Genomic DNA, 16,886 nt, shown 5'->3' with positions numbered 1-16,886 from the left:
ACAAAATCGAATTTAAAATTATGAATGCATTTGAAATGGATTATTATAAAACATACTATTTTTCAAATATTTGCAATTCAGTAATGGAAGATACATTTCAATATTTAAGGACTTTAAATGATTTTTGGGGTGAAGGAAAAATTGAATATTTAATTAAGCCATTTGAAAAATGGTATTAATAAAAACACAGTTGATAACAGACCATATAACGGATTTGGGCGATTGACTAATAGAAAATTGGTTTTGGTATTACAGATGATTTTAAAATCCTAATAATGTATTTAATTCTACCCAAAACTTCTGCAACAGTAAAACGCTACAAAAAAACCTTCAATCAAAAATGCCTCATCCTTTCAAAACCCATTTAGAGAAATTCATCGAGATTGATGATGCTGAGTTTTCAGCAGTTCTATCTTTTTTTGAAATTCAAAAGTTTAAAAAGAAAGAGAACTGATTGTTTGAAGGCGCTATTTGCAAATCGCATTATTTTGTATTGAGTGGTTGTTTGAGTAAATTTTTCATTAATGACAAAGGCATTGAGCAAACCACTGAATTTGCCATCGAAAACTGGTGGATGACGGATAATATTGCTTACGAGAGAAGACTTCTCACCAGCTTTTATATCCAAGCCGTAGAATCCTCTGAAATTCTAATCATTGACCGAGAGGCACAAGAAAAATTACTGGTTACACATCCTAAAATCGAACGTTATTTTAGATTTGTTTATCAACGGGCATTCGCCGCTTCTCAAATGCGAATTAAATACCAATACGATTTTACCAAAGAAGAAATCTATACTCATTTGTGTAAACACCAACCTGAAATTATTCAAAGAATCCCTCAATATTTAATAGCTTCTTTTTAGGTTTCACCCCAAAATATCTGAGTGAAATTCGAAATAAAAACCGTTCTTAAACCAGTTTACGTTTTTTAATTGAGATCTTTCCGAATTTTGTTTTATCAATTTAAAACAATATAAAAATGGAAAAGAGAATCAACATTCACGAAACTGAACCTCAAGCGTTCCAAGCCATGATGGGTTTAGAAAATTATTTGGCAACTACACAACTATCAAAAACAAACAAAGAGTTAATCAAAATTAGAACTTCACAAATTAATGGTTGTGCTTTTTGTATTGACATGCATACCAAAGATGCTTTAAGATTTGGTGAAACTACACAACGTATTTTTTTACTCAACGCTTGGCGAGAAATGGAGTTGTTTACTGCCGAAGAAAAAGCAATCCTAGCCATGACCGAAGAGATTACCTTAATTTACATTCAAGGTCTAACCGAGGAAACCTATCAAAAAGCAATGGCTTTTTTTGATAAAAATCAAATTGCTCAATCATCATGGTTATTATAACTATAAATGCATGGAATAGAATTGCTGTAAGTACTCAATTATAACCTGGGAAATAAAACAATTACTATAGTAATATTCTTTATTTTATCTAAATACTAAAACTAAAATCAGCTGATTTTACTCCTATACATGAGCTGATTTTTTTTTTTAAAATGTTAAAAATAAATAACTCTCAATAAAATGTTGCATTTTTATAACCAAAAATAAATTTTACTTTCCTGTACTTATATAGTATGTTTGTAAAGTAAAGCTGACGCACAATAGTGCTTTCTTTATTTTAGTATCAAACGCAAATTATAAAGATTTACAGAAAATGAAAACGCCACAACTTCCAGAGAATGAAAACGAAAGACTCGTAGAACTGAATTCATATAAAATAATTGGAGAACCAGCAAGTGAAGATTACGATTTCCTGACTCAAATGGCAGCCCAAATTTGTGATACCAAAATCTCATTAATTACTTTAATTACTGAAGACAAACAATGGTTCTTATCTCATTATGGGACAGATGTACGTGAAACACCAAAAGAATTGGCTTTTTGTGCTCATGCTATCAATCAGCCCAACGATATTCTAATTATTGAAGATACCCGAAAAGATGATCGTTTTTATGACAACCCTCTTGTAACAGAAAATCCAAAAGTGATTTTTTATGCTGGAATGCCATTGATTACCGAAAATGGCTTTCCTATAGGAACCCTTTGTGTCATTGATCTCATACCTAAAAAACTTTCTAAGAAACAAATTACATCTTTAAAATTATTAGGAAATCAAGTCATTAAACTATTAGAGCTACGAAAGAAAAAATTTGAAATTGAAGCACAAAATAAGCAACTTAAAAAAATGTCGGCTTTATTCAACGAAAGTCAAAAAATAAGTAACATTGGCGCTTGGGAATTAGACATACAAACAGGTCAAACCTTTTGGACAGACGAAGTGTACCGCATACACGAAGTTTCCAATACTATAGTTTACGACAAATCAAAAGGTATTGAGTTTTACCATCCTGATGATAGGCATCTCATCATCAACGCTATTGAAAATGCAATCACTACAGGAGCATCTTATGATATTGAATGTCGTTTTATAACAGCCAAAAATAATTTAAAATGGGTGCGTTCGTCGGGTAAACCTTGGATAGAAAATGGAGAAACAACAAAACTTATAGGAACTTTTCAAGATATTACAGAGAGAAAAGAAAGCCAAGAAAAACTTCGTATCAATGAGGAAGCATTTAGAGGCAACTTTGAAAATGCAGCAGTAGGTATGGCAGTATTAGACGAAAAAGGAAAATGGCTTAATGTAAATAAAAAATTATGTTCTATTTTAGGATATGAGGAGAAAGATTTTTTGAATCTTACTTTTAAAAAAATTACACATCCAGAGGACACCACAACCGACTTATACTTACTAAAACAATTAATTCAAGGCAAGAGAGATAGTTACACCACAGAAAAGCGATACTTCCATAAAGACGGTCAATTAATCTATATTATTCTTGCAGTTTCTATTGTTAAAAACGACAAAGGAGAAATTCTCTATTTTGTATCACAATTTGTAGATATTACAGCTCTAAAAAACACCGAAATTCAATTAGAGAAAACAATTGCTTATAATCAAGCGATGATGGATGCCAGCACTCAAGTTGCCATTATTGGAACCAATAGAAAGGGAATTATCAAAACCTTTAACGAAGGTGCTGAACAATTATTAGGCTATAATGCCATGGAACTGATTGATAAAGAAACACCTCTAATTATTCATGTAAAAGAAGAAATAGTAGAAGCATCTCAAGCACATTTTGAAGAAACAGGGGAACGCTTAGAGGGAATTAATATCTTTATAAATAATATTTTAAAAGGAAAAGCAGAAACAAAAGAATGGACCTATAAAAGAAAAGATGGAAGTACATTTCCCGTTTTACTCTCAGTATCAGCAATCAAACAAAAGAATATAATTACTGGTTTTCTTGCAATAGCTACTGACATTACACAAATAAAACAAGTAGAGGAAGAAATTCTATCATTACTTGAAATAGCCGAATCACAAAACAACCGTTTAAAAAATTTCGCTTATATTGTTTCACATAATTTGCGTTCGCATTCAGGAGGAATCAGTTCTCTAATGGATTTGATTGAAACAGAATTACCAGAATTTAGCCAAACTGAATTTTTTAATTATTTGAAACAATCTTCTGTCAACCTTAGTGAAACAATCAAACATCTAACTGAAGTTGTTCAAATTAATTTATCCACTAAAGAGAAACTAGAAACTATTTCTCTAAAACCTGTTATTGAAAACAATATCAATAGCTTAATCACCCATGCAAAAAAACAAAATATAACTATTATAAATGAAACACATCAAAACATCACTGTCGAAGCAATACCCGCTTACTTAGATAGTATTGTTATGAATTTCATTACTAACGCTATTAAGTATAGCTCTAATGAAAGAGATAGTTTTTTAAAAATTCAAACAGACAAAACAGACAAATATGTCGTTTTGAAATTTATTGATAATGGTCTAGGAATTGATTTAGAAAAACATGGGAAAAAACTTTTTGGTATGTATAAAACTTTCCATAATCACGTAGATTCGAGAGGTATTGGACTCTTTATTACAAAAAGCCAAATTGAATCCATGAATGGCAAAATCGAAGTAGAAAGTAAAGTCAATATTGGCACTACCTTTAAAATATATTTAGAATATGAAAAAAATTGATATTATATGTATTGTTGAAGATGATCCTACGCAATTATTTATAACAAAAAAATACTTAGAATTATCTGGTCTAGTAGAAACCATTATGGTTTATAGAAATGGTAAAGAAGCCTACGAAAAACTAAAAGCAATTTTTATGGCATCTGAAAAATTACCAGAAATTATATTACTAGATTTGAACATGCCAATTTGGGATGGATGGCATTTTCTTGAAGAATTCACAAAAATCCCGATCGAATATAAGGTTCATATTTACATTTTAACAAGTTCCGATCGTCAAGAAGATAAAGAACAGGCAGCTAGATATAATCTAAACAGTAATTATTTGATTAAACCAATAAGCCTTAGTGAAATAAAAACAATCCTTTCAGAAATTGAACCATAAAAAAATACTAGACAAAAATGGTTGATAAAATAATGCCAATCATTATAAAAAAAGTTTATTGAAACGAATTTCAATAAACTTTTTTTTTGGGGAATTGTGATGAAAAAAAACTTAATTGTTTTTCATTTTACATTGATTACATCCCTTCTTAAACTGAAGTGTATACTGATGGCTCCGGAATGTATTTATTAGCAATATGTTTATTTTGAGGCTTCAACAGGAACCTCTAATTGATTTGAAATTAACTTGCCTACTTTATTTTTTGCTACTATATTGATTTTAGAAGTTTTATGTGTAGCCTGAACTTCCAACAAACATTGACCAAAATGAGTTGCTATTGTTTCTCCTTTAAAATTCTTTAAACTAGCTGTATTCCCATTATCAGTCCCTAAAAATCGGTGTTCACCAGAAATATCAAAGGTAATTTCATCTTCTACATTCTTAACTTCTTTTCCATTTTTGTCTATCAACTGTGCGACCACATGCACAACATCCGTATTATTTGCAGTCATCGATTTTCTATCTGCTGTTAAACGAATTGCTACAGGGACTCCAGCAGTCTCTAGTTTGGTACTCGTTTTTTCTTTGCCTTTGATCCCTTTGGCAACCAATTCGCCTTTTAAAAAATTCACTGCCCATTTATAGGTATAATCTTCTTGGTCTTTAAGGAATTTTTTACCTAGGGATTTTCCGTTTTGAAACAATTCAACAGACTCACAATTCGAATACACCTCAACAATAGTTTCTTCTCCTTCTTTATAATTCCAATATGGATTTATGGCTTGCCATTCTCTTGGAGCCAATTTCCAGTAGTCTTTCTTTTTTTCTACCACCTTTCCATCGGCTTCTTTTTTATAAATAGATTTTGCTGCAGTTTGGGTGTACATGCTAATTACAGCCAAATCATCCCGCCACAAGGCTTTGAACATATAATAAGAACCACGAGGAAAACCAGCAATATCAAGAGGTCCATGTGGAGTCACCTTTACTGGCCAATCGTCAGTTCTACATTCTCCCATATAATCTACTCCTGTCCAAAGGAATATCCCCGGAATAAAATCACGCTCTAAAGCTGCTTTCCATTCGTACCAACGCGGCACATTTTCGGTACCCATCATAGCTTTATTAGGATACATTTTTTTGAAATAATCGTATTTATCTTCTTTATAACTAAATCCTACAACATCCAAAACATCTGTATATCCAGTTTCAAAACTAGAAGTTGGCAAAATACAATTGGCTGTTACAAAACGAGTAGTATCCAGCTCACGGGTCCATATTGCCAACTTCTTGGCCGTTTCACCTATATTAAACGTTTGTTTTGGAAACTTTTTCCAATACTCTCGAACCTGTTCTGGAGTATGAGGAGGTGTATTTGAACGCCACAAAGTCCAATCTATTTTATCATTTTCATTAGTTTCTTTGAAAATACCAGAAGCTCCACGGTTACCTGGATAAGTCCATTCAATTTCATTTCCAATACTCCACTGAAAAATAGATGGATGATTACGGCTAGACAACATCGCATTTTTTAAATCAGTCTCTGCCCATTCTTGAAAATGTTCTGAGTGACCGCGACTAATGTAATCCACCTCTTTGTCTTGCATATTGTAACGCTTGTCTTTTGGCAAATCCCATTCGTCATAAAACTCGTTTTGAACCAAAAACCCTAATTCATCACACAAATCCAAAAACTCATCCGAAGCAGGATTGTGAGAAGTTCTAATCGCATTACAACCGCCATCTTTCAAGAGTTGCAAACGTCTTTTCCAAACATCTTTAGGCACAGCCGTACCTACAATTCCAGCATCGTGGTGCAAGCAAACCCCTTTTATTTTTGTGTTTTTTCCATTTAAGAAAAAACCTTTGTCTTTGTCAAAATGAATCGTACGAATACCGAATTTAGTTATGCGTTCTTCCAATGTTTTACCATCCAAAACTACTCTAGTTTTCGCTTCATACATTTGTGGCAAATCCACATCCCATAAATTAGGATTTGTAACCGTTGCCAGTTGGTTTAATGTCGATTTTTGATTGGAATTTAAAGAAAAAGTAGTAGTTTCCGTAGCTACCTTTTGTCCTTTTGGATTAAAAATATCGGTAATAATGGTTCCGTTTTTGGCTTCATTATAATTATTTTCAACCTCAACTTGAACATTTACAGTAGCATTATTTTTGGTTACCTTGGGAGTGGTTACAAAAGTACCCCAAACAGGAATGTGTAATTTATCGACAATCAACAGTTGCACATTACGATAAATCCCTGAACCGGTGTACCAACGAGAGTCGGCATAACGGCTGTGATCCACTCTTACGGATAATCTATTTTCTTTAGATTCTGGCGCTAACAAATGAGTCAAATCATAATAAATCGGTGCATAGCCATACGGATGATTTCCAATTCGCATACCATTTATCCAAAATTCAGCATTATTATAAACACCATCAAAAATGATGTAACACTTTTGATTTTCTTTGATGGGTGTATTAAAAATTTTACTGTACCAACCAATTCCACCAGGCATAAAAGCCGTACATCCTTCTAGTTTTTGAGAAAAATCGTGCTCAATACTCCAATCGTGAGGCAAATCAAGTTTTCGCCATTCTTTGGGAGAATAAGTTGTCAAAGAATAATCATGAGAATCAGTCTCTGTAAAAAGCCAATCTTTATTAAAATTAATATGGTTTTGCGCCTGACCAGAAAGACTAACGACTAGAAGCAAGACACCAGTAAGTCTTTTCAAAGATTTGATATTTATTGTCATAACTTAGTTACTATTAATTATTTTATTTCAAGTAGCAAAACGCCTTTTGATTTTAATTCAAACTCAGAACCCAACATTTCTCCTGTAAGCATATTAATTCCATTTACTTTTTCATTGTTTTTTAAACTCAGATTCAACTTGGCTGTGTTTTTTCCAATATTTAAAATAGTCATTAAATAATTACCCTCCTTATTCTTAACTACTCTCCAAGTACAACCTTTGTAATCGGTTCCGTTAGTTTCTTTTAAAACAATATCTGAAGTTTTAGTAGCATTATTGTCTAAAATTGTTTTTTTCAACGAAGCAACTGTCACATCATTATTCATGGTAATGAGCGTCCCTTTTGCTTTTTGTAAATTCATTTTTCTGATGTGGCCATATTCATTTTTAGATAAACTAGTACTATCCACAATCACTGTTCCTCCATTATTCAAATAATTTTGTAGCGCCTCAAACTCAGAATCTGTAACAAATTCTGTTTTATAAACTACAATAACATCCCAGTTTTTGTTGTCTTGTTTTTTAATGATCTTTTCAGTGGCATATCCCAAAGGAAAACCTTCAAAATACAAAGATTCATATAGTCCAAAATGTTCGGACATATAATGAGGTTTCTGAATAGCTGAAGTTTCTGAATAGAAAAAACGAACGGGTTTACGTTGGTGTCGTAGGTCCATAATTTCTTCCGAATAACTGTTCAAGTCCATCATCACTTGAGCCAATTCATTGGCAGTTTGTGGTTGCATATTAACCGATCCTGCATAAGAACCCGCTAAAGCAGGATCAAAGAAATTTAATGTTCCCTCTAATCTATCTTCAGGCGAACCATCTGGATCTCTTGCCCAAAACCAAGAAAGTCCTGCATCCATACCATGAAGGGTAGCCAACCAAAAACAACTTCTAGTATAATCCGGTGAAGTATTTAAATCTTTCCAGTGAGAAGACGATAGAAAATGAGTTTCAGAATTAACATGAATCTTATTTGGCGCAACAGATTCCATGAAATCATACGAAACGGCTAACTCATCCCAAGAAAAGGCATATTTCTCCTCCCATTCTTCAGCAGTATTAGAATTAAAACTTCTACCACCAGTAGTTTTAGCATCATCACCAATCATGGTTGTTAGTTCTGTCAATGCCTCTAAATCAATTCCGTGCGAACGATTATCTTCTGTAAATAAATCGGGCATAATTTTGATATGTGTATCTGCCATGGGATTAACAGTATGTAATTCTTTTTGAATATAAGTAAACCAGTCAATACTTCTATCCATATTATATCGACACCAATCATACCAAATAGCTTGACCTCTTTTAGACTTATTTATTGGGATTTCAATGTCAATCACATTAAAGTCAGCAAATTTACTTTGCCAATTTGTATTTAGTTCACCGATTTTATTGCCATATTTTATAGAAAGCCAGTTTCTAAAATTATTGAGTGTATAAGACGAAATCGAATTCATCTCTTTGAATTTTTGGGTCCAATGTCCCGTTTCGGAAAACCAATGAGGTTCATTAGATAATATATACCCCAATTGAGATATTTTTTTTCCTTTTGTGATTTCACCTGCGTTTTTAATCACATCCCCCCATATATGTCTCATTAAAGGATTATCAATATCATAATCTGTAAATAGGGATCTCCCTTTTGATACTTCAGGGTCTTTTTCCGAAATCCATTTTGGAAATCCAGAATTCCAAAGCAATAAAAATCCAACATTTTTATTAGGGATATCCCTTAAAATCTGTAGTCTTTCCTCTTTGAAAGTTATTTTTTTAGTTAATAATGAAGATTCATTTTGATTATTTTCACTAACCACAGATAAATTAATTCCACCGTGATAAATTGCCCCTAAATGATCATTATACACATTGGTATCTGTGAGTGCACCACCCATCGTTTTGGAGAAATAATCATATAAAAACACGGGTTTCCCATTACTTATAAATTGATCTTTACCAACTTCTATGTTTTTCCAATCGACCTTTGCGACGGCTCTTCTTGTAATGCTTCCGTCGATTACTTTTTTAAGATTATCGATTCCTTTATCTAAAATATCTATTACTTTTTGACGTTCTAAATCAGGTAATTCTTCTGCATACTTTGTTTTCTCATTTTTATAAGGACCATAATAGCCGAAAAGTTTTTCAACTTTATCTTTGTTCTTTTCGTCCCAATTAGCAAATTTCAAAAATTCTTTTGAAAACCAAAGGAGCGTTTCTTCACGAGTAACATCAATTGATTTTGACTTTGCTTTTTTCATCAAAGTTTCAAGTATTTTAATTTTTTTTATTGCTTCTTTTTCCAATACAATTGGATTTTGAACCTTACTAATTGTATAAGCATTCATTGATAATGAAAAGATTAACAAGCTACTTAATAATAAAAAAATTTCTTTTGGACGCATTATAATTTGATTTAGTTATTTCAATAAATGGAAAAGATAGTAAGTAAAAGTGATTTTGCAATGTTGATTGTAATTATTTTAGTCTCACCTTCATCCAAATCAGGCAACACCTCTTTTACCTTTTTGCATTATTTATTTTATGAAAAACAAATATTCGAATAATTAGAATCACTTTCTTCTTCAATTTTTGCCTAAATAGAAACTATTTTATCCTAAAATCATCAAATAGCATGTTTATAAAAACATAATAACAAACAATTTTTTAAATTTAAATATGAAATTAATTACTACTTCCTGTCATGAACAAGTTTTATAACGTTTCCAATACGTATTTTTCCATAATTTTTGGCAATCACATTTTGACCAAAAATCACTTTGCTTCCTACTTTTTTATATTTCGAAAGTGTAAACAAAGGTTCTTTGCCAGAGAAAATACCTTTTTTAAAATCAATAGTTGTCATAATGCAACGACTGGAAGGTTTGACACCATAAAAGGTTTGGTTTTCAATCGTAAATTCATACCAGTTTTCTTCTTCATACGCTATTCCGCCAGTGAAAACAAAATTAGGTCGAAAACGTTGGATAGAAAGAGGTGTTTCTAATTTTAAATTCAAATCATCCAAGGAGGCTTGCCCGATGATTAAAAAAGGAAACCCATCAGTAAATGCTGTTTTATCTTCTGGACTTACCGCATAGTCTGGGTCTACAGTTCGGTGACTTTCTTCGGGCATAAAAACTAAACGAACAGAAAATCCTAGAATTTGAGTAAACCAAGCCGAAATTTCAGCATCAACTTCTAAGACTTCTACGGTGTCTTCCCAAACGGCAACATTAAATTTAGAGTCGGTATTTTTTTGCGAAAGCGAAAATTTCACACTTCCTTTTGAAGTATCGGCATGACTTATTTTTATACAATCCTCTTGAATTTCAGGTTGAAATAAAGCTAATTGTGGGTAGGTTCTTTGGGTTAAAAAAACGGCTTTTTGGTCTACCAACATCCAGCGTCGGTCGTGTTCCAAACCTCGTGGGGTTAGATTGGATTGCTCCAAACAAATCCCTGACAATGACTTTATGGGATAAATCCAAATTTGGGACAGTTCTAGCATCTTGTTTTTTATCAAAAATAATAAAGTTTATTTAAACACAAAGGAAGTACTAATTATACTAACATTAATTTTATAAAAAAAGCAAAACGCATAGATTCTGTATTAAAAAAACACCAAGGGGGTTGTAATAATTTCAATAATTTAAATTCACTCCAAATCCCACTCCCATATCACTATCAAAATGGGTTGTTATTCCTAAATTCTTACCAACGATATATTTAAAACCTGTCATATATTCTTTGTCGGTATTGACCATAAAAGCCATTCGCAATCTTTTTGAAATTGGGATATCTTCTCGCATTAATTGGAAACGAATATTTCCATCATGATAAACTTCGGCTTGCGCAATTACTAATAATGGCAACGTATAATTGACCCCTAAACTAACTTGAAGACGCTTGTCTTTGGTGCTCCTTTGACCAAATAAATTCTCTTCGACTTCACCCTGGTCTAACTTTCTATAACGAGCATCAAAACCAATAAAAGGCATCAACCATTGATTTCTTCCAATGTATCGTCCAATATGCGTTTCGGATTCGTAACCGTGATGGTCGCTATAGCCCAACCTCCATTCAGTTCCAAAACTCCATCTTGCATTTTGTAACATTGCTTGTCCATCATTACCATTTGTAGCAAAATCATTTTCAGCCATAAAGTGCAATTCATTGCTTTCAGCTTGCAATTTCTTGTATGCTTTTTCTTTGTTAGGTATAAGCGGATTTGGAGCAGAATTATCATAACTAAATACCCGATTCATTCCTGCCATCATGTGATACAAAATATGACAATGAAAAAACCAGTCGCCATCAGCATTGGCTTCAAACTCGATTACATCGGTTTCCATTGGCATGATATCCAATACGTTTTTCAGTGGTGCATACTCTCCTTGACCGTTCAACACTCTAAAATCGTGACCGTGTAAGTGCATCGGGTGGCGCATCATCGAATTGTTGTACAACGTAATCCTAACGTTTTCTCCTTTTTTAATCAAAATTTTATCGGTTTCAGAAAGCACTACATTGTCCATACTCCAAACATAACGGTTCATATTTCCTGTCAATTCAAAACGTAGTTCACGAACAGGAGCATCTTTAGGAAGGGTTGTATTTGTTGGTGATTTTAGCATCGAATAATTCAAGGTTACGATATCTGAACTTTTCTTTCCCATATCATGTCCTGAATGATCCATTTCTCTACTCTTAGCCATTTTATCAGACTTCATATCCATCTTCGAATGATTTATTTTATCTGATTTCATATTCATTTTGGAGTGATCCATGGCACTATCCATCTCCATCATTGGACTTGTTGACAATTCTGGATACATAACTGAATTCATATCCATTTTTTGTAGACTCATTTTCATCCCCATTTCATTCATCGTCCCGTCCATATTCATCATGTTGTTCATCATCTTCATCCCAGCAAAATATTTTAATTTAGGCAAAGGATCAGCGGCTTTCTTCTTACCTTCTCCTATATAAATTGAAGTCGAATTGGTTCTATCCTCTGGAGTTACTAAAAAAGCATACGATGTGTTTTTTTCAGGAATAGTCACCACCACATCATAGGTTTCGGAAACTCCAATAATCAGGCGGTCTACATCAACAGGATCTACATCATTTCCATCATTGGCTACGACGGTCATTTTCCCTCCAGCATATGTCAGCCAAAAATAAGAAGAGGCTCCTCCATTAGAAATCCTCAATCGTATTTTATCGCCTGCTTTGAATTGGGATAATTGACTTTCATTCTGCCCGTTAATCAAGAACTTATCATAATACACATCACTTACATCCATGGCTAACATACGTTTCCATTCGTTATTAACTTTCGTTTTAAAATGTCCTGCCTTGATCGCTTCGGCATAACTTTGAGTTGTTCCTTTTTTGATTGCAAACCAGTCCGAAGCATTGTGCAGCATTCGATGTACATTTTCAGGTTTGTAATCCGTCCATTCGCTTAAAATAACAGGAACTTGTGGGATATCATCAATTCCTTTTCTAAAAGTTTCGTCTTCTAGTTTTTTCTTTAAAATCAAAGAACCATACATTCCAATTTGCTCTTGCAAACCGCTATGACTATGATACCAATGCGTTCCATTTTGAATTATTGGAAAAGTATATTTATGCGTTGTTCCTGGTTCAATAGGCATTTGCGTTAAAAACGGAACACCATCTTCTTTATTTGGCAAATACAATCCATGCCAATGTAATGAAGTACCTTCTTTTAATTCGTTATGAACATAAATTTCGGCTGTATCGCCTTCGGTAAATGTTAAAGTAGGCATCGGGATTTGCCCATTCACCGCAATAGCTCTTTTTGATTTGTTCCCAAAAGTCACAACTGTATCACGAACATACAAATCGTAACGTATCGTTTTTGAAATTGTTTTTGGTCTAAGTTTTTGCTCTACTATCACTTTTTCTTTTGGCAACTCAACCGTTTGGACTAGTTCTTTTTTTGGAGCTATCAGTTCTTTCTTGGCTTCTACTGGAACTTTTGAAACAGGTTTTGCTAAAACTGTTTTCTTGACAACCTCTTTTTTAACTTTTTTAGATTTCTCTTTGACTAATGTCATTCCGCATTTGGGACAATTTCCTGGTTCATTTTCATGAATTTCTGGATGCATGACACAAGTATAATAAAAATCGGAGGCTGTTTTTGAAGCTTGGGCATGAACAAACTGACCAATAAATAAAAAACAAAGTAGGTAAAATATCTTTTTCATGATTTTAAATTTTTATAGATCTCAAACGCAACGCATTTGCAATTACTGAAACCGAGCTGAAGCTCATTGCCAAAGCGGCAATCATAGGCGATAACAACAATCCGAAAAACGGATACAAAATTCCTGCTGCGATGGGCACTCCCAATACATTATAAAAGAACGCAAAAAATAAATTTTGTTTGATATTTTTCATCACGGCATGACTCAAATTTTTAGCTTTAACAATACCTTGTAAATCCCCTTTCACCAAGGTGATTTTAGCACTTTCTATTGCCACATCTGTTCCTGTTCCCATTGCAATTCCGATGTCGGCTTGCGCCAAAGCGGGAGCATCATTGATCCCATCACCTGCCATAGCAACAATTTTCCCTTTAGTTTGCAAAGCTTTGATGTATTCTAATTTATCTTGTGGCAAACAACTGGCTTTAAAGTCGGTTAAGTTCAATTCGGCCGCCACCGCTTTTGCTGTATTTTCATTATCACCGGTCAACATCACCACTTCGACACCTTGTCTTTTTAGTTCCTGAATGGCTTCAAAACTTGTTTTTTTAATCGCATCGGTAATCGTAATATAACCCACCGCAGTATCATTGATAGCGATATAAGAGACCGTTTTTCCTAGTTTTTGTTCGATAATAACTTCTTGTTCAAGCGCTGAGAAATCTTTAATTCCTTCTTGTTCCAACAATTTTTTATTTCCAATACTGATTTTATCATTGGCAACAAAACCAATTACCCCTTTACCAGTAATGGATTCGAACTTATCTACTTTGGATAAGCTTGCTTTTTTCGCTTTCGCAAAAGTGACAACGGCTTCCGCCAAAGGATGCTCGCTACTTCGATTCACCGAAGCAATTTTGCCTAAAACCTCATTTTCATCACCGTCTTTTACTACTATTTTCTCTACCGATGGTTTCCCTTCAGTCAAAGTCCCTGTTTTATCTGTAATAAGCACATCGATCTTATCCATTTTTTCGATGGCTTCGGCATTTTTAATTAAAACACCTGACAAAGCTCCTTTACCTACTCCCACCATAACCGACATGGGTGTTGCCAATCCTAAAGCACAAGGACAAGCAATAATCAAAACAGCAATGGCATTAATAAAACCATATACTAATGCGGGTTCTGGTCCCCATTGTGCCCAAATAAAGAACGTAATTATTGAAATCCCAACGACAATGGGCACAAAATATTTGGCAATGCTATCTGCTAATTTTTGAATGGGTGCTCTCGAACGACTAGCATCATTGACCATTTGTACGATTTGCGAAAGCAAGGTTTCTGAACCTACTTTTTCAGCTTCCATCGTGAAAGATTGGGTACCGTTAATGGTTCCTGCAATTACATTATCATCTTGTTTTTTATCCACTGGAATAGGTTCACCTGAAATCATCGACTCGTCTATGGTCGTATTTCCTTCGATTATTTTTCCATCAACAGGGATCTTGTCACCAGGCTTTACACGCAGTACATCTCCTTTTTTGATATCGTGAATCGAGATTCGTTTGTCTTCGCCATCTACTATTAAAGTCGCTTCGGTCGGTGCTAATTTCATTAATTCTTTAATCGCTCCACTGGTTTGACTGTGCGCTCTGGCTTCTAATAATTGCCCAAGTAAAACCAATGTCAAAATTACCGTTGCAGCTTCAAAATACAAACCTACATGTCCCGAATGGCTTTTGAATTCAGCCGGAAAGATTTCAGGAAAAAACAAACCAACAATACTAAACAAAAAAGCCACTCCTGCACCAATCCCAATCAAAGTAAACATATTGAGATTCCATGTTACAATAGATTTCCATGCACGTTTAAAGAACATCCAACAAGCATAAAAAACTACTGGAATGGATAATGCAAACTGCACCCAATTCCAAGTTCCATAATCCAGGATTTTCAATAAAGGATTGTTAGGAATCATATCCGACATGGCGATGATAAAAATTGGTACGGTAAACAAAACCGCTATTTTCATCTTGAACAACAAATCGTCGTAGGTTTTCGATTCCTCACTAGCATCTGGAGTGATTGGAACCAAATCCATTCCACAAATAGGACAAGAACCCGGTCCGTCTTGCACTACTTCGGGATGCATTGGACAGGTATATTGTGTTCGCTGATTCAAAATAGACTGTTGGACTAAATCCATTCCGCAGACTGGACAATCGCCTGGCGCATCGTATTCTTTATCACCTTCGCAATGCATAGGGCAATAATATTTCCCAGCCGTTGCTTTGTGTGATGATTCTTTCTTGTGTTCATGAGCGCCAGCCACACTACAGCATGATTTTTTTTCTTCTGGCTTTGGTTCCGCAGTATGCTTATGATGTGACCCTTGCATTTCAATAGTATAATTCCCCGCAGCAGTTAATGCTTTTTGCATAACCTCAGTAGCAATATGCTCTTTCATCGTAATAATTGCCTCTGGCGGAGTCAAACTAACCTGAGCGGCTATTCCATCAATGGCGTTTAAAATTTTTTCGACTTTCGTTCTACAACCATTGCAGCTCATTCCAGTAATAGTATAGGTATGTGTCATTATTTCTACTTTTTATTGTGATATACAAATTTCGGACTTAGATGACGGTTTTATGTTGTAGAATTATGGAAAAGGTTTGTATCATTTTATTGACCGCTAATTTGCAAACTAATCGATTGAAAATAAACATTCTAATTTGCGAATTAGCCGTCTTTAAAATATTTACAATTCATCAATCTGTTTCCTTTTATTATCCTTCAAACTTTTAAAATAAGTAGGTGTAAAACCAGTTACTTTTTTAAACTGATTGCTCAAATGCGCGACATTGCTATAATTCATTTGAAAAGCGATTTCACTCAAAGTAAGTTCGTTATACACCAATAATTCTTTGACGCGCTCAATCTTTTGAAGAATATAAAAATGCTCAATAGTAATTCCTTCGGTTTCTGAAAATAATTTACTCAATGCACTATAATCTTGCTTTAAATCTTCTACCAAATAGTCTGATAGATTCACTTTGAGTTTTTCCTGTGGGTAATGCACATTTTCAATAATTAACGTTTTGATTCTTTCAATAACTTGCCTTGTTTTGTCATTTAACAACTCAAAACCTAAAACTTTAAAACTATCCGCTAGATTTTTCTTTTGATTTTCGGTGATTGATTCTACTAATTCAACCTCCCCTAGTTTCATATTTGAAAACGAAATTTCGTGTTGTTCCAATACCGTTTTCACAGCAGTGATACAACGATTACAAACCATATTTTTGATATAGATATTCATATAAATCAAGTTTTTGAACAATTAAAACTAATTGGTAACATTAAAAAAAGTATATTCAAAATTCAAAAAAGCACCATTAGGCGAAAGACGATTCATTGAACTTAATAATTGAGTTTTGTATCCAATATCTATTCGG

10 protein-coding genes and 1 pseudogene are annotated in these 16,886 nt (G+C 33.7%); 5 read left to right on the top strand and 6 right to left on the bottom strand.

Going from position 1 to position 16,886, the window contains the following annotated elements; translation table 11 throughout:
• Positions 1-20: 20 nt before the first annotated feature.
• From WBQ70_RS08205 to WBQ70_RS08185, 5 genes and pseudogenes are all read left to right on the top strand, one after another.
• On the top strand, positions 21-179 hold the full coding sequence (locus WBQ70_RS08205) for a hypothetical protein (RefSeq protein WP_423912767.1): 159 nt from the start codon (positions 21-23) through the stop codon (positions 177-179).
• A 326-nt stretch (positions 180-505) separates the two neighbouring features.
• The gene (locus WBQ70_RS08200) at positions 506-865 is read left to right on the top strand and encodes a hypothetical protein (protein WP_423912764.1); all 360 of its coding nucleotides are present in this window, start codon (positions 506-508) and stop codon (positions 863-865) included.
• A 116-nt stretch (positions 866-981) separates the two neighbouring features.
• Positions 982-1,409, top strand: a pseudogene (locus WBQ70_RS08195) (carboxymuconolactone decarboxylase family protein).
• Positions 1,410-1,678: 269 nt separating this feature from the next.
• Positions 1,679-4,090: a PAS domain S-box protein gene (locus tag WBQ70_RS08190; protein ID WP_423912760.1), complete on the top strand. Its 2,412-nt coding sequence runs from the start codon at positions 1,679-1,681 to the stop codon at positions 4,088-4,090.
• The gene (locus WBQ70_RS08185; RefSeq protein WP_423912759.1) at positions 4,077-4,475 is read left to right on the top strand and encodes a response regulator; all 399 of its coding nucleotides are present in this window, start codon (positions 4,077-4,079) and stop codon (positions 4,473-4,475) included. Before WBQ70_RS08190 ends, WBQ70_RS08185 begins: the two co-directional genes overlap by 14 nt.
• A 200-nt stretch (positions 4,476-4,675) precedes the next feature.
• On the opposite strand, the gene WBQ70_RS08180 is transcribed toward WBQ70_RS08185, so the two are convergent.
• The 6 genes from WBQ70_RS08180 to WBQ70_RS08155 form a co-directional block, all read right to left on the bottom strand.
• A complete protein-coding gene (locus WBQ70_RS08180; RefSeq protein WP_423912756.1) occupies positions 4,676-7,240 on the bottom strand; it encodes a glycoside hydrolase family 2 TIM barrel-domain containing protein in 2,565 nt (854 codons plus the stop codon).
• A gap of 17 nt (positions 7,241-7,257) precedes the next feature.
• Positions 7,258-9,651 (bottom strand): hypothetical protein, encoded by a 2,394-nt coding sequence (locus tag WBQ70_RS08175; RefSeq protein ID WP_423912754.1) that lies wholly within the window; start codon positions 9,649-9,651, stop codon positions 7,258-7,260.
• Positions 9,652-9,938: 287 nt separating this feature from the next.
• Complete coding sequence (locus tag WBQ70_RS08170) at positions 9,939-10,757, bottom strand: MOSC domain-containing protein (RefSeq protein WP_423912752.1); 819 nt, start codon at positions 10,755-10,757, stop codon at positions 9,939-9,941.
• A gap of 133 nt (positions 10,758-10,890) precedes the next feature.
• Positions 10,891-13,488, bottom strand: a complete 2,598-nt coding sequence (locus tag WBQ70_RS08165) for a multicopper oxidase domain-containing protein (RefSeq protein ID WP_423912749.1) — start codon at positions 13,486-13,488, stop codon at positions 10,891-10,893.
• Between the two features lie 4 nt (positions 13,489-13,492).
• A complete protein-coding gene (locus WBQ70_RS08160; RefSeq protein ID WP_423912746.1) occupies positions 13,493-16,027 on the bottom strand; it encodes a heavy metal translocating P-type ATPase in 2,535 nt (844 codons plus the stop codon).
• A gap of 162 nt (positions 16,028-16,189) precedes the next feature.
• Entirely contained in the window at positions 16,190-16,750 is a 561-nt protein-coding gene (locus WBQ70_RS08155) for a helix-turn-helix domain-containing protein (protein ID WP_423912744.1), read from the bottom strand.
• Positions 16,751-16,886: the final 136 nt, after the last annotated feature.

Origin of the sequence: Flavobacterium sp., from assembly GCF_049590715.1 — a bacterium.
Lineage (GTDB): Bacteria > Bacteroidota > Bacteroidia > Flavobacteriales > Flavobacteriaceae > Flavobacterium.
The sequence above is the reverse complement of the archived record's forward strand: the minus strand, read 5'-3'. Positions and strand labels throughout refer to the sequence as shown.

Coding starts and splice junctions, on each gene's coding strand:
- WBQ70_RS08185 (WP_423912759.1), top strand. CDS start 4,077: ATGAAAAAAATTGATATTATATGTATTGTTGAAGATGATCCTACGCAA.
- WBQ70_RS08190 (WP_423912760.1), top strand. CDS start 1,679: ATGAAAACGCCACAACTTCCAGAGAATGAAAACGAAAGACTCGTAGAA.
- WBQ70_RS08155 (WP_423912744.1), bottom strand. CDS start 16,750: ATGAATATCTATATCAAAAATATGGTTTGTAATCGTTGTATCACTGCT.
- WBQ70_RS08165 (WP_423912749.1), bottom strand. CDS start 13,488: ATGAAAAAGATATTTTACCTACTTTGTTTTTTATTTATTGGTCAGTTT.
- WBQ70_RS08170 (WP_423912752.1), bottom strand. CDS start 10,757: ATGCTAGAACTGTCCCAAATTTGGATTTATCCCATAAAGTCATTGTCA.
- WBQ70_RS08180 (WP_423912756.1), bottom strand. CDS start 7,240: ATGACAATAAATATCAAATCTTTGAAAAGACTTACTGGTGTCTTGCTT.
- WBQ70_RS08205 (WP_423912767.1), top strand. CDS start 21: ATGAATGCATTTGAAATGGATTATTATAAAACATACTATTTTTCAAAT.
- WBQ70_RS08160 (WP_423912746.1), bottom strand. CDS start 16,027: ATGACACATACCTATACTATTACTGGAATGAGCTGCAATGGTTGTAGA.
- WBQ70_RS08175 (WP_423912754.1), bottom strand. CDS start 9,651: ATGCGTCCAAAAGAAATTTTTTTATTATTAAGTAGCTTGTTAATCTTT.